At 44.1% G+C, this 16,482-nt stretch carries 17 protein-coding genes; 9 read left to right on the plus strand and 8 right to left on the minus strand.

The features are described 5' to 3' along the window. Positions 1-7: 7 nt before the first annotated feature. Complete coding sequence (locus YH65_RS07530; RefSeq protein WP_245609183.1) at positions 8-1,213, minus strand: L,D-transpeptidase family protein; 1,206 nt, start codon at positions 1,211-1,213, stop codon at positions 8-10. An 8-nt stretch (positions 1,214-1,221) separates the two neighbouring features. Then, positions 1,222-2,367 (minus strand): BaiN/RdsA family NAD(P)/FAD-dependent oxidoreductase, encoded by a 1,146-nt coding sequence (locus tag YH65_RS07535; protein WP_046552098.1) that lies wholly within the window; start codon positions 2,365-2,367, stop codon positions 1,222-1,224. A 151-nt stretch (positions 2,368-2,518) separates the two neighbouring features. On the opposite strand from YH65_RS07535, the gene YH65_RS07540 reads away from it, so the two are divergent. The 3 genes from YH65_RS07540 (at position 2,519) to YH65_RS07550 (ending at position 4,236) form a co-directional block, all read left to right on the plus strand. Continuing rightward, entirely contained in the window at positions 2,519-2,872 is a 354-nt protein-coding gene (locus YH65_RS07540) for a hypothetical protein (RefSeq protein WP_046551337.1), read from the plus strand. A gap of 87 nt (positions 2,873-2,959) precedes the next feature. Continuing rightward, the gene (locus YH65_RS11285) at positions 2,960-3,658 is read left to right on the plus strand and encodes a C40 family peptidase (protein ID WP_052746138.1); all 699 of its coding nucleotides are present in this window, start codon (positions 2,960-2,962) and stop codon (positions 3,656-3,658) included. A gap of 2 nt (positions 3,659-3,660) precedes the next feature. Next, positions 3,661-4,236, plus strand: a complete 576-nt coding sequence (locus tag YH65_RS07550) for a hypothetical protein (RefSeq protein ID WP_046551338.1) — start codon at positions 3,661-3,663, stop codon at positions 4,234-4,236. Between the two features lie 46 nt (positions 4,237-4,282). Here the strand turns inward: YH65_RS07550 and ruvA are convergent, their stop codons facing one another. After that, the gene (gene ruvA / locus YH65_RS07555) at positions 4,283-4,840 is read right to left on the minus strand and encodes a Holliday junction branch migration protein RuvA (protein ID WP_046551339.1); all 558 of its coding nucleotides are present in this window, start codon (positions 4,838-4,840) and stop codon (positions 4,283-4,285) included. Positions 4,841-5,004: 164 nt separating this feature from the next. Between ruvA and YH65_RS07560 the strand changes: the two genes are divergently transcribed. The 3 genes from YH65_RS07560 (at position 5,005) to cysS (ending at position 8,292) form a co-directional block, all read left to right on the plus strand. After that, on the plus strand, positions 5,005-5,397 hold the full coding sequence (locus YH65_RS07560; protein ID WP_046551340.1) for a hypothetical protein: 393 nt from the start codon (positions 5,005-5,007) through the stop codon (positions 5,395-5,397). Between the two features lie 21 nt (positions 5,398-5,418). Then, a complete protein-coding gene (gene murJ, locus YH65_RS07565) occupies positions 5,419-6,825 on the plus strand; it encodes a murein biosynthesis integral membrane protein MurJ (RefSeq protein WP_046551341.1) in 1,407 nt (468 codons plus the stop codon). 69 nt (positions 6,826-6,894) lie between these two features. Next, the gene (cysS, locus tag YH65_RS07570; protein WP_046551342.1) at positions 6,895-8,292 is read left to right on the plus strand and encodes a cysteine--tRNA ligase; all 1,398 of its coding nucleotides are present in this window, start codon (positions 6,895-6,897) and stop codon (positions 8,290-8,292) included. An 88-nt stretch (positions 8,293-8,380) separates the two neighbouring features. Here cysS and YH65_RS07575 read toward each other — a convergent pair whose 3' ends face one another. Continuing rightward, the gene (locus YH65_RS07575) at positions 8,381-9,163 is read right to left on the minus strand and encodes a transposase (RefSeq protein ID WP_046551343.1); all 783 of its coding nucleotides are present in this window, start codon (positions 9,161-9,163) and stop codon (positions 8,381-8,383) included. A 212-nt stretch (positions 9,164-9,375) separates the two neighbouring features. Beyond that, a complete protein-coding gene (locus YH65_RS07580) occupies positions 9,376-10,038 on the minus strand; it encodes an outer membrane protein (RefSeq protein ID WP_046551344.1) in 663 nt (220 codons plus the stop codon). A gap of 199 nt (positions 10,039-10,237) precedes the next feature. On the opposite strand from YH65_RS07580, the gene YH65_RS07585 reads away from it, so the two are divergent. Continuing rightward, a complete protein-coding gene (locus YH65_RS07585; RefSeq protein WP_342666068.1) occupies positions 10,238-10,921 on the plus strand; it encodes a transposase in 684 nt (227 codons plus the stop codon). On the opposite strand, the gene YH65_RS11490 is transcribed toward YH65_RS07585, so the two are convergent. The 3 genes from YH65_RS11490 to YH65_RS07595 all read right to left on the minus strand — a co-directional run bounded on the left by YH65_RS11490 (position 10,880) and on the right by YH65_RS07595 (position 13,688). After that, positions 10,880-11,029, minus strand: coding sequence for a hypothetical protein (locus YH65_RS11490; protein ID WP_154806486.1), 150 nt, complete (start codon positions 11,027-11,029; stop codon positions 10,880-10,882). The genes YH65_RS07585 and YH65_RS11490 overlap by 42 nt on opposite strands. A gap of 311 nt (positions 11,030-11,340) precedes the next feature. Then, complete coding sequence (locus YH65_RS07590) at positions 11,341-12,339, minus strand: glycosyltransferase family 2 protein (protein ID WP_046551345.1); 999 nt, start codon at positions 12,337-12,339, stop codon at positions 11,341-11,343. Between the two features lie 50 nt (positions 12,340-12,389). Beyond that, positions 12,390-13,688 carry a glycosyltransferase gene (locus YH65_RS07595; protein WP_046551346.1) on the minus strand — a complete coding sequence of 433 codons (1,299 nt, stop codon included), beginning with the start codon at positions 13,686-13,688 and terminating at the stop codon, positions 12,390-12,392. A 317-nt stretch (positions 13,689-14,005) separates the two neighbouring features. On the opposite strand from YH65_RS07595, the gene YH65_RS07600 reads away from it, so the two are divergent. Together YH65_RS07600 and YH65_RS07605 are read left to right on the plus strand one after the other, a co-directional pair. Beyond that, positions 14,006-15,070: a quinone-dependent dihydroorotate dehydrogenase gene (locus YH65_RS07600; protein WP_046551347.1), complete on the plus strand. Its 1,065-nt coding sequence runs from the start codon at positions 14,006-14,008 to the stop codon at positions 15,068-15,070. A gap of 68 nt (positions 15,071-15,138) precedes the next feature. Then, positions 15,139-16,473 carry a M16 family metallopeptidase gene (locus YH65_RS07605; protein WP_084722100.1) on the plus strand — a complete coding sequence of 445 codons (1,335 nt, stop codon included), beginning with the start codon at positions 15,139-15,141 and terminating at the stop codon, positions 16,471-16,473. Positions 16,474-16,482: the final 9 nt, after the last annotated feature.

The raw sequence follows: 16,482 nt of genomic DNA on the forward strand, positions 1-16,482 counted from the left end.
CTGTTAATCAGAAGTTCAGTTTTTGTTTGCGGTCAAGACCGTAAATATCGGGGAAGAGTCTCAGTGTACCGTCTTCTTCCACATAAGCGGTCAGGTAGGCAGTATGTACCCAGAGCGGTTTGACGATCTTCATGTATGCTGTCTTGAGACTGTCATACTTTTTCATCGCCTCTTCAAAACTGTAATCGGTATAATGCTCCGTCAGGTATTGCAGCATCCGTTTGGGATCCTGGAGCCTTACACATCCGTGGCTGTAGGCACGCACTTTCCTTTTGAAAAGATACTTCGTCGGCGTGTCGTGCATATAGACCGAATGGTGGTTCGGGAAGATAAACTTGACACGCCCCAGGGCATTTCTGTTTGACGGTACTTCAATGAACTTGAACGGCACATCACCCTTTCCACCCTTGTAAGCGGCAAGATTTACAGAGTCTTGATTCAATGCCGATGAATCAAGATTGTAGTCTTTGCGCATGACCAAACGATGCTTTTTCAGATAAGCCGGATCTCTGAGCAGTTTTGGAATTACTTCATTCCTTGCGATACTGTCAGGCACATTCCATGTCGGGTTCAGAACGATATACTGCAGTCTTTCACTAAAAACTGGAGTTGGATGTTTTTTCTTTCCCGTGATCACACCCATCGATACCGATGTCCTGTCATTCTCGATGACTCTCACTTTAAACTCAGGGATATTCACAAGCACATAGGTCTTGCCGAGACCCGGTCTCATCAGTTTGATACGCTCAAGACTCATACGTACTTTATGCAGTGCTTCAGCCGATGTTTCCGGTGTTCTCTGCAGGGCTTTGTATTTGGCCAGTAAAAGTCCAAACTGCTTATATTCGGGAATATAAGGTTTGAGAATGGTCTCGATACTCTGTCCTGCCCTCAATTTCATCTGGATATCGGAAGTGCCGACCTTCTGCCAGTAGGCATCATACTCTTTACCGAGCGTACTGCTGTCTATACAACTGTTGGCAAGATTATCTGTGTAGCCAACAAGCAGTTTGGTCATCAGTCTGGAATTTTGGCTCTGTCTTACCTTGTCATACAGCGGTTTCTGGTTACACAAAGAGACATACTTGTCCGAAGAAAGTATTTTCATAAACTCTCTCTTTTGTGAAGAGCTCCATCCTTCGGCATCTCTTGGCCCGACACATCCGCTCAGTATAGCAGCGAACAATACTGCCAACACTATTCTTGTTTTCATCCCTATATTCATCTTTGCCTCCCAGTAAAGAATCGTGCACAACTTGCTGCACTTGAAAAGGCCCACTGGAAGTTGTACCCGCCCAGTCGGCCTGTTACATCCAGTACTTCCCCTGTAAAAAAAAGTCCTTCACACTTTTTACTCATCATCGTCCGGCTATCCACCTCTGTCGTATCAACCCCGCCTTTGGTCACTTCCGCTTTGGAGTAACCAAATGTCCCGGCAGGAGCAAAACTGTAGTGGTTCAAGCCTTTTAAAATAAGCAGTTCCCTGTCCGTGATCCTGTTTCCTGTTTTGTCATGAAGCTTTAATTGTAGCAGAAATGCCTTAGTAACACGTTTGGGCATCGGCAGCAGGGATGAAAGCTGCTTGGGGCTTTTCCTTATACTTTCCCAGGAAAAACCGGGCAGGAAGTCTATTTCCATCTTTCCTTTTTCCCAGTAAAGCGAAGCATCCAGCACTGCCGGACCGCTGATGCCTTTATGGGCAAAAAGCAGGGAACCTTTGCACTTTTGGCCATTCACGGTAATGACCACTTCCGTAGAAGCACCGCTGAGCTCCTTAAAGAAGAATTGCTCTTTTTGTACCGTAAAACCTACAAGCCCTGGAGCAGTTTTCACAATGTTGTGCCCAAAATGCCCGGCGATCTCATAACCAATGCCGCCGGCACCCAGCCTCGGAAAACTCAGCCCGCCTGAAGCTACCATCACGGCATCGGCGGTAAGCATCCTTTTGTCGGTTTTGATATAAAAATGTCCTTCCCTTTTATTGACAGAGAGAACTGTCTCGCTGTAAAAAAAGGTCTGTTTCCTGCTCTCCTTTTGCAATAGCGACAGGAGTTCACGGGAAGACTCTTTACAGAAGTACTGGCTTCCTTTTTTCAGTACCGGTTCAAGTCCGCGCCTTTTCAACCACCGCAGCAGGTCCTTCTCGTTAAATGCCTCAAGAGCGGGTGTAACAAATGACGTGTCTGCCAGAAAAAAGTCCGGAGACATCACCGCATTGGTAATGTTGCACTTTCCTCCGCCCGATACCACTATTTTCGCTCCGGGTGCAGCATTCTTTTCAATGACGGTAGCAGATTTTTTGGGGAGCAATGAAGCCAGCATCAGCGCACTGGCTCCTCCACCTATAATAACGATCTGTTTATTCATAAGCATATTATATCTTTTTGATTTCCTCTTTAGCTTTGATTACCCTGTCCGGTACATCCGGGAAAACAGGATTATTTTCAAAATACTACACATACAATGCACAAAAATACACTATGATCTATCCAATAAAGAATATACGAAGGTAAAAATTATGAAAAAAATTCTTATAGGCACAATGGTCATTGGCGGCTTCTTCACTCTCTCACATGCAGCCGAAAAATATGATACACGGGCATTCAGGATCGTCACAAAGCTTTGTACCTCTTGTCACGGTACCCCTTTTTATATGGCAAAACAGCTCGACAGTGACGACTGGGCTTACTTTTTCGACAATGAAAAGAAAATGATGAAAATCCATAAAAACAAACCCAAGGGAATGGCCAGCCTGAAGAACAAACTCTTCCAGAACCATAAAAAACGGCTGAAGAAATTCTTTGTGAAAAATTCCAAAGACTCCGGGGCCGTTCATGGATGTGATGCAAACTTTTGCGGAACACATCATTAAAAAATTACCTTTAACTGCTTTTATTTCCTCTTAAAGTTCATTTTGATATTATGGGATATCAAGGAATTTTATAGAAGAGGATAAGGGATGAACAAACTACTGATATTGTCTGTGCTTCTCTTCAGTGCATCCAATGCAAACCTCTTTACTATCACAGATCCGGGCAAGAATATCGTCATCAGCAAAACGCTCGAACACAGGGAAAATGACTGCCTCAACCAGAAAGAGACGGAATACTCCCTGCAGGCGATCTATGATGAATTGCATCGTGAAGAGAATCTCGCACACAGAGCAGAGGCTGCGAGACTGAGAGCCAACCGTATCAGCAGAGAGATGATCCTGGCCAAAAAAGCCGGTAAAGAGTACCATATATCAGCCGTAGACAGGCAGAAACTTCTTGAAGACGCCAAATTCTTCAAAGGGGGAAAGTATGTCTGGGGCGGGACTTCACCCAAAGGCTTTGACTGTTCAGGCTATGTACAGTACCTCTACAAAAAACATAACGTCAACCTCCCCCGCACGGCATGGGCACAGTCAAAAAAGGGTGAACCCGTTGCTATTCAGAACCTGCGGAAAGGTGACCTGCTTTTCTTCCTGACCGATAGAAAACGGGGTATCCCCGTCACGCATGTCGGTATCTACCTTGGAGACGGGAAGTTCATCCATGCCGCTTCGAGGAAAAAAGGGATCATCATCTCCCCTATCGACCACGGATACTATGCCCGGAAATTCGTCTCGGCGCGCCGTGTGATAGAACCCGACAGGCAAACCATATCTTCACTATAGGCATGAAAAATATAGACATTAGCTATCTGGATGAAGACAACCATGCCTATGCCATCCACCTTGCAACCAAACAGAAGATACTCAGCTACAAAAACGGTCTTTTCAGACTTGCCGATATTCCTGATGAAGACGCATTCGAAGCGGTAGATTTCTGGCGGAACGCTTCATTGGCTGCCGAGATACTCCTGAAAGCCTGTCTGCTCAGACACCACATTCCTTTTTTCAGGAAAAGAGCCCATGGCGAATACGGGAAGAAAGTCACTGCCCACAGCAATACCTGGCTCAGTCAGACACTGGAGGATCTGCAAATAAGCTATATTGCAGAGATCAATACAGGAACCATCAGTACAGCGCTCAGAAGTGCCGAAGAGACATTATTTGAAAAGGTCTCTTTTCCTTCCGACAAAGCGGCACTTATCTCGGAGATGATCTATATTATCATCCGTACAAGGCGTAACAGGAACAACCACTTCTTTTTTCCCAACCAGGGGTACATTGAAACAGCGGAAGTTGAAATGCTCTATCTTCCGCTGTTGAATCTGCTTGAAGAACTGTGGAACACCCCAAAAAGAAACTAACGCTTTTTCACCTGCTGCTGTGCAATAATCATGCAAATACCACGCATCACAGTCTCTGAAGCTTTTTTAAACCTTCCTTTACCAGAGTGCTTGTATCGCCTGAACACCCGGAAAGTGCTTTCTGAATAGCATCTTTCTTGAACCCGAGGCTTTCAAGCGCCATAACCGCTTCACCCAGTGCACCGCTGTTACCCTCTGTTGCATCTCCGTCAACAATGAAGTCCGCCAATTCTACCAAAATGCGGCTGGCTGCCTTGGGGCCGATGCCGGGCACTCTCTTGAGCATACTGACATCTTTGGAAGCGACCACTTTTGCAAAGGTTTCCGGCGTAAAGGTCGAACAGATGGCAAGCCCCACTTTGGGCCCTACTCCATTGATCTTCAGAACGGTATCGAACATTTTCTTCTCGTTGGTATCCATAAAGCCGAACAGCAGGTTGGCATCTTCCCGTATCACCTGCGTAATGAAAAGCTTTACACGCTTCTCCTGTATGGCATTGGAAGTATTGATGGAAACCTGTACTTCATAGATGATCCCGTTCACATTCAAATGAATAAATGTCGGGTCACGTCTCTCCACTGCTCCTTCCATACCTACGATCATTTCCGCTCCTTACGCTCGATTTTTATAAGTATATCAACAGTTTCTATGATTTATCAAAAAATATGACATATTGACATGTTTTACCCTGCCAGCCAAACACCAGAACCCTGACTTTCACAAAAAAACTGCTATAATTTTCAAACTAAAAAAAACGGACCTTTCTTATGAAACTTTTAAGCCCTCTGTTCATCGGTACCTCCATTCTACTCTTTACCGGATGCAGTACTTTCACTGCACAGTCGATCTATAACAAGAATATCGTCTTTGTCCAGGGCAAACCCTACCTGGTCCCTCACGGAGCAGAATTCAGCAATGCGCCTGTCAAAAGCGATGTAACCGTCAAAGACTATCGGCAGGCCGGAGTCGACTGTCAAAAAGGCTATATCACCTGGACTTCGCCCAAAACTGCCGTAGAACTCAAAAAGACTTACCGTACCGACGGGGCCGATGCATTTTCATACGCCTACCAAAGTGCCATCAGAGACCGTAAAATGGGATGTGCCAGACCACTCAGCAACAGTGAGTACGAATATTATAAAACACACTCCGGCCAGTAGAAGCCGACAACAAAGAGACGCATGAGATTACGCTCCATATTTACCAACAGCTTCGGCATACTTTTTTCACGCGTAACGGGTCTGGGACGCGATGTCCTGATGGCTTCCGCACTTGGAGCTTCGGTCTGGAGCGATATGTTCTTTGTCGCATTCAAACTCCCCAATCTTTTCAGGCGTATCTTTGCCGAAGGTGCTTTTACACAGGCTTTCATGCCCTCTTTTGTGGCTTCCAGACACAAAGGGGTCTTTGCTACGGCCATCTTCCTGAGATTTCTTATCTTCCTTGTGGCTGTGTCACTGCTGATCACCTTTTTCCCAGAACCTATCACCAAACTGCTCGCCTGGGGCTGGGACAGTGAACAGATAGCCAAAACCGCACCGATGACTGCCATAAACTTCTGGTATCTGGACCTCATTTTCATTGTGACATTTCTGGCAACCCTGCTTCAGTACAGAGAGCATTTTGCCACCACGGCCATGTCCACTGCACTGCTGAACATTTCGATGATCACCGCACTCTGGCTCTATATGAAAGAAGACCCGAAAACAGTAGCCTATGCAGTCAGTTATGCCGTACTCATCGGCGGTGCTTTACAGGTATTTGCACATCTTGTCACTTTACATAATTTTAAACTCCATAAGCTGCTCATAGGCGGATGGAAATACCGAAAGAGTAAAGATGTGGAAGAGGAGAAGAAGCATTTTCAGTCACTTTTCCTGCCCGGCATCCTCGGAAACTCCACCCCGCAGATTTCCGCATTCATTGACACGATACTGGCTACCTTCCTGATGACAGGTTCTGTCTCGTTCCTCTTCTATGCCAACCGGGTCTTCCAGCTTCCCCTTGCCATCATTGCCATCGCGACGGCAACCGTACTCTTTCCCACTGTCTCCAAAGCACTCAACAATGGCAATGAAACCGAAGCCTACAAAAACCTCAACCAGGCCTTCTGGCTTCTTTCCTTCCTTCTTGGAGCAGCCATGCTGGGAGGTATGCTGCTTGCCGAACCAATCGTATGGCTACTCTTTGAGAGAGGCAAATTTACACAGGCTGAAACACTCCAGACCGTCAGTGTACTGCGTATGTACATGATAGGCCTGCTGCCTTTCGGCCTGGCGAAACTCTTTTCACTCTTTCTCTATGCCTCTCACCGCCACAAAAAAGCTGCCATCATCGCAGTCTATTCACTCATCGCTTCAGTGACATCTTCTCTTATACTTATGCATCCTCTGGGCGCATCAGGTCTGGCACTGGCCGGAAGTATCGGGGGATGGGTCCTTTTCGTTTTCACGGTCAAAGAGGTAGGGACAGAAAGATTCATGGAGATCATCAAACACAAAAAACTGTTCTATTTTCTGATCATGATGTGTCTGCTTGCTGCTGTACTCTACTATGCGAATAGCTGGTTAGTGACGCTCATACGATAGCTACCAAGCTAAAAACTGTTTAGGATACTTTAGCTATAATCCCGATATCAATTACAAAGAGGCGGACAGATGCAGATCTTCGACAGTGTACAGAAAACCAAAGTGACATTTAAACCCATCCGGGAAGGTGAAGCCAGCATCTATGTCTGCGGTCCTACCGTCTATGACGATGCCCACCTGGGACATGCAAGATCTTCTCTGGCTTTCGACCTGCTCTCCCGTACCCTCAGAACACTCGGCTACAAAGTGACCCTCGCAAAGAATTTCACCGATATAGACGACAAGATAATCAAAAAAGTGGAAGAGACCGGCAAAAGCATGCAGGAGATCACCGACTATTACATTAACCGTTATCTTGAAGAGATGGCCGCTCTGGGAGTTGCCCGTGCAGACATCGAGCCCAAAGCGACCGAATCGCTTGATGCCATCGAAGAGATGATACAAAGACTCATTGACAAAAATTGCGCCTATATCGTCTCCGGCGGCGATGTCTACTTCGACACTGCAAAAGACAGCCATTACGGTGACATCTCGCACAAGGTCAGCGATGACGACACACAAAGCCGGGTAGAACACAACAGTGATAAGCACAACCCCAAGGATTTTGCCCTCTGGAAAGCCTGTAAAGGCGAAGAGGACATCTGCTTCGCTGCACCTTTTTCTTCCGGGCGTCCGGGCTGGCATATCGAATGTTCCGCGATGATAGAGAAGTACTTCAAAGGCAACGGCCAATACAGCATCGACATCCACGGCGGAGGTGCCGACCTGCTCTTCCCCCACCATGAGAATGAAGCGGCACAGAGCCGCTGTGCTACAGGCCATGAACTTGCCAAATACTGGATGCACAACGGCTTCGTACAGATAGACGGAGAGAAGATGAGCAAATCACTGGGCAACTCTTTCTTCCTCAAAGATGCACTCGAAGTCTATGACGGTGAGATACTTCGCTATTATCTCAACTCTGTACACTACAGAAATGACTTCAACTTCAATGAAGAGGACCTGCTGACAGCCAAAAAAAGGCTGGACAAGCTCTACCGGCTCAAAAAGAGAGTCCTGCCTGGCAAAGCCTCTGCTGTCAACAAAACATTCAAGCAGGCGCTGCTCGATGCGATGAGTGATGACCTGAACATTTCTGTTGCACTGGCTGTTATAGACGAAATGGTTGCAGAGACCAATGAGAAGCTCGATGCGAATCCCAAAGACAAGGCCCTTAAAAAAGAGACCATCGCCAACATAGAGTTCATCGACACTCTGCTTGGCTTTGGCGGCAAAGAGCCTTTCTCCTACTTCCAGATAGGGGTAGACGAAGCCCTCAAGGAAAAGATAGAAACACTGCTTCAAAAACGCACCGAAGCCAAAAAAGCCAAAGACTTCGCCACCTCCGACGCCATCCGTGACGAACTTACAGCAATAGGCATTTCCATTATGGATACGGCAGAAGGCACCGTTTGGGAAAAAGCGTAGATATTTTTTTTCTCATTTATAAGGTACATTGTTTTATCATACATATTCGGTACACGTAGGGTGTGCAATTGCACACCCTACTATGCTGCTAAGGGTCAGGCGTTGAATATACACTTTTGACGATCTTTGAAACAAGTGAACGGGATACACTCAAATGCTTTGCGATCTGGGCTTGTGTGTATCCGTCATCACAGGCATTGATAATACTGGTATTTCTCTCATTCCTAGTTTTACTGTCTCCGAAATGTTCCTTCAGTGTTTTCAAATAAGCAGGCTGATGCCTATTTTCTTTAGTGATCACTTTTTGTTTTTTGATCGTATCAAGTATCTTCAGTTCCTCTTTTTGCAGAGTTACACCTATGAGTTCCTGTATATTTTCATAATCCAGTTCTGCCAGTAATTTGGATTTTTTTGCACAGGGTACGGGTATTTGTTTATTGGCAATCACCGCTCCCAATGTATAGGGGTATTCACCCACCCTCTCTACCATATTTGCTTCTATCGGATTTTGTTCTATATAACGTATGAGTGTATAGTAATACGCTTCATTGTTGATGTATCGTGAGTAAAATCTTCCCTGCCAGAAGTGCCCGGATCTTTTTTGTTTTTTATTTGCGTAGATCGCGTAATTACTGTTAACCTGTTTCATAAAGAGTGAAAGATTGTCCAGTTCTGTTTCGACCAGCAGATGAAAATGATTGTGCAACAGACAATAATCATGCACCACTACTCTATATGCCCTGCATGCTTTACAAAGGATCTTTAAAAACATTGCATAGTCATCATCCGATCTGAAGATATCCGAACGGTTCACTCCACGATTGATAATATGATGATACCCTGCCAGGTTTATACGCGGTCTCCTTGACATCATCTACTCCTTGTTTTCTAAAAGTATAGCAAAAAAAGTGTATATTCAACGCCTGACTCCTATTTTTTTGTGGCTATTTTTATTTAGGTCTTTAGTTGGTGCCGTAATATTACAGCATTAAGATTCATTAAGAAAGAGGTAAAAGTTGTTCTCACTCCCACGCTGTGCGTGGAAATGAAAAACATCCTTCCAGCGAAGAAAACCTTCAGGTATCAGAAGCGGTAACTGACCCCAAGCATCAAGTTGCTGGAATCGTAATCGACATGCGACGGGCCTGCATGAAAGAAATCTGCTGTGTTATAATTTGTATAACGATATTGAATTCTCGCATGAAGATTTTCATTGATCTTCTTTTCAATACCAGCGCCGATCGTCCAGCCTGTAACAGTATCGGTTCTGCCACCCCAGTTGTCAGGAATATATGTTGTCTCTAGCTCCGTCCAGGCTACTCCACCGGTGATATAGGGCATCATGTCTCCCATGACTTTTCCGGCTCTAAGCAAGAGGGCGGCATCCCAGTTCTGTTCCACTTTATATCTTTCGCCACCACTTCCACCGCTAAGACCATCATCATCTGCAGACATCCAATTGTACACACCTTCAACGCCAAGCAGCAAGTTATCCTCCAGCAGCCAGTTGTATCCCATATAGAGGCCGCCGGCAAATCCGCTTGGGTCAAGACTGAAATTAGACGGATATGCCGGAATACTGACATCTGCATCTCCAAAAACGCCACCCGCCTGGATTCCGGCATATGGACCACTCCATGTGTCTACAACTTCTACAACCGGTTCTACCGGTGCTATGTCTCCACCTGCCATTGAAAATGTACTCATTGCCAAAATTGTTGCTAATGAAAGAGAAAATTTTTTCATAACACTTCCTTTTATTTAATTTTTTTACATTTCTATACTATCACTTTTAACCTTAAAACCCAAATTTTGCAATCAAAATTGACAAATCTCCGATAAGCCCCTAAAATACGAAAATAGCATCATAGTGAAAGGTTCACCAAATGGGTGAGTTCAAGATCGTTTATTCGGATAAAAAGGAAGAAAGTCCCATCATCCGCTCATTGCCTTTATTTCACAAACAAAAATGGTCGCCAATGCTTGGATGAGAGCCGGTAATACCTCTGACCATAATAACTATGAAGCCTTTTTGAATAAAACCTTCGATCAGGTACTTAAAGAGAACAAAATCAGATTGGTCAGAGCTGACAGCGGTTTTTACTCCAATGCCTTTCTGGAATGGTTTGAGAAAAGAAAACTCAACTATATCATTACGGTCAAATTTTATGAGAACATCAAATATCAGATCGGAGCGATAGAACAGTGGGTGAAGATCAATGATGGTCTGGATGTCTGCAATCTCTACTTCAAACCACAAAATGGTAAAAAGAGGCGCTATATCATCATACGAAAAAGAATCAGTAAATATCCCAACAGCGGAGGAAAACTTCTCTTTGATGCGCCTGCATACCGTTATAGTGCCTATGTCACCAATATGGATCTGCCTGTAGATCAGATGTACAATCTCTACAACAGCAGGGCTGATTGTGAGAACAGGATCAAAGAGCCCAAATACGACTTTGGTGCGGACAATTTCTGTCTAAGCAGCTTCTTCTTTACCACGGAAGCTTCTTTTAGATTCATACTGCTTGCCTACAATCTGATGGTACTTTTCAAACATCAGGTGCTGCAGTCAACTATGCAGCTAAAGACACTCAGAGCCTATTGCTTTGCAAAGGATCTTTAAAAACATTGCATAGTCATCATCCGACCTGAAGGTATCCGAACGGTTCACTCCACGATTGACAATATGATGATACCCTGCCAGATCTATACGCGGTCTTCTTGACATCATCTACTACTTGTTTTCTAAAAGTATAGCAGAAAAGTGTATATTCAACGCCTGACCCCTATTTTGTACCCCTATTTTGATTTTAGACCCCTATTTTTTCTATTTTTGGGATACGGCAGAAGGCACCGTTTGGGAAAAAGCGTAGATAACTTTTCTTTACTATATCAAATTTCGACAATTCTGCCAAATCCCTATCTATGATTATTTGTTCATTCCGCATAATGTATATACGATCTAGAGAATTTGCTGTATTGATTTCTTGGAAAATTGAGGAAGATATCAACCTGTAATCTTACATTAACTAACTCGAAAGTCTATTGAGAAAAAATACGTTTTCTGAAACGACGTAGAGAAATATGTGCTTTTTTAAGCGAAGAGTAGTTCATTATTCTATGGTAATACTTTCGGTATTTTTTTGGAAAATCTGTTTTTTTCAATTTCATATTTGCAATAATATTTTGTGCCATTTTCGCATACATTTTGCTGTTCTCAACCACATACATTGGCGAGGATAGCTCTTTTACATAATATATAAAAACAGTTTCGGGCTCAATAGCGTTTTTCCGACAGTTATCTGCCAAATCATCCCATGTTTTAAAGCTGTCAAAATATACATCCGTATTTGTTTCTGCTTGTGCAGAAATTGATTCAGGGAAAAAGCGATGAGTGTATAATGCCTCATCTATATATTCAATTCGTTTCGCAAACAGCAAAGAGAGATAATGAAAGAGAACATCATCAAATTTATTATACTCTCTTTCGGAAAACCGTATATCGTAATGCTTAACCATATCACGCTTGACAATTTTTGTCCAGGGAGGGATAAATTGTCCATAGGAATGCAGCTTCTCTTCGAGAGAATCAAAATTCATAGGTTTGGGCCTCCACAGCATAGAGGGAGGATCGTAAAGAGTGAATGTTTCATGCGTTGTTTCATTGTATTCCACTGCATTGCAGAATACAATATCAGCATTGGACGTCTGGGCCTTCTGAACCATTTTTTCATACTTTGTCAGATCCTGCCAATCGTCATGATCCATCAGAGTTACATATCGTCCCGTTGCTAAATTCAATCCTTCGTTTCGCGTAGCACCGGGACCAATATTTTTTTCATGAAATATCGGTTTTATTCGTGAATCACGTTTCGCATACTTACGTATAATCTCCGGAGTTGAGTCTCTGGATGCATCATCAATAATAATAATTTCCATATTATGGAAAGTTTGATGAACTACAGAATCCAAACATTGCTCGATATGCTTTTCAATGGTAAAGGTCGGAATAATCACTGAAAGGAAAGGGGTGTTATGCATTATATTTCACCAGATAATTGATGATCCGTGATACAGAAACATTCTGCCAATTATGCATGATGTACAAATGAAATCTCCTTGGCAATTTTCACTAACTGATCAACCGCATCTTTTGTCGTCCACTCGGTATAGGTATGGGCATTAAAAGGCTCATCAGAAAGCCAACGAACAATCTGCTTCTTTATAGCCTTTGCTATTGCTTGTGGATCATCAACTTGCGCTAGAGAATTCTGGGGCTTGTCAAGCATTTCAAACAGTTCTTGGTTTCTATACAAAAACCCTAGAATAGGGCGACCCATACGCAGATATTCAAAGGTTTTAGCGGGAATAGTTTCCTGAGCCCAGAATTCAGGATTTTGAATAAGTAGAAGGCAGTCGGTTTCTGCCATATGCTTTAGAGCAATCTCTCTTTTAACCAGACCGTGATAGGTCACATTATCTTTCCAAATAGAATCGTTGATGATCTTCTTGGCACTTTTGTCAATAGATCCATACTGATGAATGCAAATAAATTTAGCCCATTCAGGGTTCTCCTTAAGAACAATATCAAGACCGGAAAACAAATACCCAAAGTGGCGTTTTCCCCCCATTGATCCAAAATGAGAAAAGTTCATTGTAGCACCCTTGTGATAGGGGCTAATCGAAAGAGTTTTGGGTGATGTTCCCGCATAGATATAATGGCCCTGGTTCCCCAGGTCTGTTCGACGTTGTGCTGCCTCCATGGCTGCTTTTGTAAGAAATACTACCGCCTGCGCACGATGACAGATCAGCCGTTCGATAAATTTATATTGCCATAATGACCGCCTGCTATACGGCCAAACATCATGTACCAAGGGATCCTGAAATTCCGCAATCCAAGGTATGCCGGCGTGGCGGGCAATCTTCATTGCCGCCAAGTGAGCACTAATCGAACCACCTGTCGAGTAGATACAGCTTGGCTGATACTCCTCGCAAAGAGCTATCCCTTTTTTCCCTACCGAAAAAGTCCAAGACCAACCTGCATCTATGTCCAGCAGTAGTTTTTCTAGTGCGTAGAATGGGAGTATCGGAATTAGCGCAAAACCTTGGAAAGTCTGCCGTATCCATTTTGTCGCAATACGGCTTTTTAAATAGTTACGGACTCGGCTTCGCAATGACGATGGCAACAAAGCCTCACTCGTACGATAGTGTGGCACGTCATTATACTGGCCACTGGTAGAGCAAGAGAGCATAATAGGCTGTATACCATGCGCTTTCAGATATGGAAGACGGTCATCAATATGATTAGAAACAGCACTACCGGGTTTAGCAGCTGCATGGGAAAGGATTAACCAGCTTGTGTCAGTTTTTGTGTTTGTCGTATCACTCATTGCTTCATTCCTCTGTTTGATAATTGTCAATATTCTACGACTTGACTGTACAGCTTCGATCCATTCTAAATAAGACAAGATAAAACAAAACCAGCGCAAAGTATTTTAGAATAATAAAACATTTCTACTTAATACCTCATCTCCAAATTCCAAAATAGAACTTTCCCTCTGAATAACTGGCAAAATTTGCCTATAAACTGCCCCAAAAAAAACAAAAAAGGTTCCAAGTGGCAACAGCAACTCAACCCGTCATTATGACAATCACCTACTATCAACTTATTTAGCTATAATAGCACCAATTTATCATGGAGAACGCCATGCCACTTTTTTCATACGATACCGTCAAAAAAATACTTTTTAACTTCGATCCTGAAACTGCTCATACCATTGCAGGTATCGGCCTGAGAGCACTGCCCTGCTTTCCCCCGCTTCAGCACTTTCTGGCAAAACAGTATTTCGTGACCGACCCGATCATCGAGCAGGAATTCTTTGGAAGAACCTTCAAAAATCCCGTCGGACTGGGTGCCGGTTTTGACAAGAACGGCCAGTACATCACTTCCATGCCGGCACTCGGTTTCGGTTTTACCGAAATAGGAACGGTGACACCCAAACCACAGCCGGGCAACCCCAAACCAAGACTTTTCAGACTTCTTGAAGACCGGTCCATACAGAATGCCATGGGCTTTAACAACAGAGGGATGGGCTATATGCTTGAGCAGCTCAACAAACTCTACTTCTTCGACTACCCTGTCGGCATCAACATCGGAAAGAACAAGGTAACCCCGGAAGAGAAAGCATTAGAGGACTATGAAACACTTTTCCATGCATTCAAAGACTACGGTGACTACATTGTCATCAACATCTCTTCCCCCAACACTCCGGGACTGAGAGATCTGCAGAATGAACAGTTCATCAAAGACATTTTTGCCATGGCAAAACGTATTACCGACCAGCCCGTACTGCTCAAGATCGCACCGGATATGACGGCTGAAGACGCCATTGCACTGTGCAACACTGCCGTAGATGCCGGTGCAGCGGGGATCATCGCTACCAATACCACCATTGACTACAGCCTTACGCCTCATGCCAAAGATTTCGGCGGTATCTCGGGAGCGTTGCTCACAGAAAAGTCTTACCAGCTCTTCAAAGCCATAGGCAAAGAACTGTACGGTAAAACCCTGCTTATCTCTGTAGGCGGCATCGACTCGGCCGAAGAAGCCTACAGGCGTATCAAAGCAGGTGCTTCGCTTGTACAGGTTTACAGTATGCTCATATACAAAGGCCCTGCGCTCATCAGAGAAATTAACGAGGGACTTATAAAACTGTTAAAAAAAGACGGGTATACTCATATTTCAGAAGCCATCGGCGCTGATTGGAAATAACCGCATAAGGTGTGTAATCACGCACCACATGTTTAACGATGCGTGATTTCGCACCCTACGGAGACCATATGAATTTAAAAACAATCATTAAAAGAACAGTATTGGGATTGATACTGTTATCAGGAGTACTCATGGCCAATTCACTGCCAAAACACTATACAAAAACACTTGACAACGGCCTGCAGGTCGTGGTCATACCTATGGACAATGATTCGGGTGTCATTACCACCGACATTTACTACAAAGTCGGAAGCAGAAACGAAGTTATGGGTAAAAGCGGCATGGCACATATGCTTGAGCATTTGAGTTTCAAATCGACCAAAAAGCTCAAAGAGGGCGAATTTGACGTCATTGTCAAAGGGCATGGCGGCGTCAACAACGCATCAACAGGTTTCGATAAGACACATTATTTCATCAAGACCGCCAGCAAGAACCTCTCCATGACACTCGACCTGTTCAGCGAACTGATGCACAATCTCAAACTCACAGACGAAGAGTTTCAAAAAGAACGTCAGGTCGTAGCCGAGGAAAGACGTCTCAGAACGGACAACAACCCTATGGGATACCTCTATTTCAGGGCATTCAACACACATTATGTCTACCACCCCTACCACTGGCTGCCCATCGGTTTTATGGAAGACATACAGTCGTGGAAGATCGAAGATATCAGAGCGTTCTACCACCGTTACTACCAGCCTGAAAATGCCATTCTGGTCGTTGCCGGAGATATCAAGCCCGAAACGGTCTTCAGTGAAGCCAAAAAATATTTCGGAAAGATCAAAAATGAGCACAAGATCCCCAAAGTCACAGCCATGGAACCCAAAGTGGACGGAGCCAAAAGAGCCATTCTGCACAAAGAGAGCAACCAGGTGGATACCCTTGCCATCCTCTACTCTATTCCCAACTTCGAAGATGACGACCAGGTGGTCCTTTCCGCTATCAGCCACATCCTGAGCAACGGGAAAAGCAGCCGTTTCGAGAAAAAACTGGTCCATGAAAAACAGCTTGTCAACCAGATCTACGGTTACAATATGGAGATGAAAGACCCGGGTGTATTCCTCATCATGGCACTTGTTTCTCCGGGGGTCGAACCTGAAACCGTTGAAAAAGAGATACTCTCAGAGCTTGAGAAGATCAAGAACGGCGATGTTACACAGGCAGAACTCGACAAAGTAAAGATCAATACCAAAGCAGAATTCATTTACTCGCTGGAGAGCTCCAACTCACTGACAAGCCTTTACGGAGACTATCTTGCCAAAGGAAATCTCAAGCCTTTACTTGAATATGAAGAGAAATTGGATAAAATTACACTCAAAGAGATCAGTCGGGTAGCCAAAAAGTATTTTGACCATGACTATTCAACCACTGTGATCCTCAAAAAACACGAAGAGAAAAAACAGTAAGTATCACGT

This window comes from Sulfurovum lithotrophicum, assembly GCF_000987835.1.
Classification (GTDB): Bacteria; Campylobacterota; Campylobacteria; order Campylobacterales; family Sulfurovaceae; genus Sulfurovum; species Sulfurovum lithotrophicum.

What these genes read in the sequence shown, in the direction of transcription:
- YH65_RS07530 (WP_245609183.1), bottom strand. Translation starts at nt 1,213, where the DNA reads ATGAAAACAAGAATAGTGTTGGCAGTATTGTTCGCTGCTATACTGAGC.
- YH65_RS07535 (WP_046552098.1), bottom strand. Translation starts at nt 2,367, where the DNA reads ATGAATAAACAGATCGTTATTATAGGTGGAGGAGCCAGTGCGCTGATG.
- YH65_RS07540 (WP_046551337.1), top strand. Translation starts at nt 2,519, where the DNA reads ATGAAAAAAATTCTTATAGGCACAATGGTCATTGGCGGCTTCTTCACT.
- YH65_RS11285 (WP_052746138.1), top strand. Translation starts at nt 2,960, where the DNA reads ATGAACAAACTACTGATATTGTCTGTGCTTCTCTTCAGTGCATCCAAT.
- YH65_RS07550 (WP_046551338.1), top strand. Translation starts at nt 3,661, where the DNA reads ATGAAAAATATAGACATTAGCTATCTGGATGAAGACAACCATGCCTAT.
- ruvA (WP_046551339.1), bottom strand. Translation starts at nt 4,840, where the DNA reads ATGATCGTAGGTATGGAAGGAGCAGTGGAGAGACGTGACCCGACATTT.
- YH65_RS07560 (WP_046551340.1), top strand. Translation starts at nt 5,005, where the DNA reads ATGAAACTTTTAAGCCCTCTGTTCATCGGTACCTCCATTCTACTCTTT.
- murJ (WP_046551341.1), top strand. Translation starts at nt 5,419, where the DNA reads ATGAGATTACGCTCCATATTTACCAACAGCTTCGGCATACTTTTTTCA.
- cysS (WP_046551342.1), top strand. Translation starts at nt 6,895, where the DNA reads ATGCAGATCTTCGACAGTGTACAGAAAACCAAAGTGACATTTAAACCC.
- YH65_RS07575 (WP_046551343.1), bottom strand. Translation starts at nt 9,163, where the DNA reads ATGTCAAGGAGACCGCGTATAAACCTGGCAGGGTATCATCATATTATC.
- YH65_RS07580 (WP_046551344.1), bottom strand. Translation starts at nt 10,038, where the DNA reads ATGAAAAAATTTTCTCTTTCATTAGCAACAATTTTGGCAATGAGTACA.
- YH65_RS11490 (WP_154806486.1), bottom strand. Translation starts at nt 11,029, where the DNA reads ATGATGTCAAGAAGACCGCGTATAGATCTGGCAGGGTATCATCATATT.
- YH65_RS07590 (WP_046551345.1), bottom strand. Translation starts at nt 12,339, where the DNA reads ATGCATAACACCCCTTTCCTTTCAGTGATTATTCCGACCTTTACCATT.
- YH65_RS07595 (WP_046551346.1), bottom strand. Translation starts at nt 13,688, where the DNA reads ATGAGTGATACGACAAACACAAAAACTGACACAAGCTGGTTAATCCTT.
- YH65_RS07600 (WP_046551347.1), top strand. Translation starts at nt 14,006, where the DNA reads ATGCCACTTTTTTCATACGATACCGTCAAAAAAATACTTTTTAACTTC.
- YH65_RS07605 (WP_084722100.1), top strand. Translation starts at nt 15,139, where the DNA reads ATGAATTTAAAAACAATCATTAAAAGAACAGTATTGGGATTGATACTG.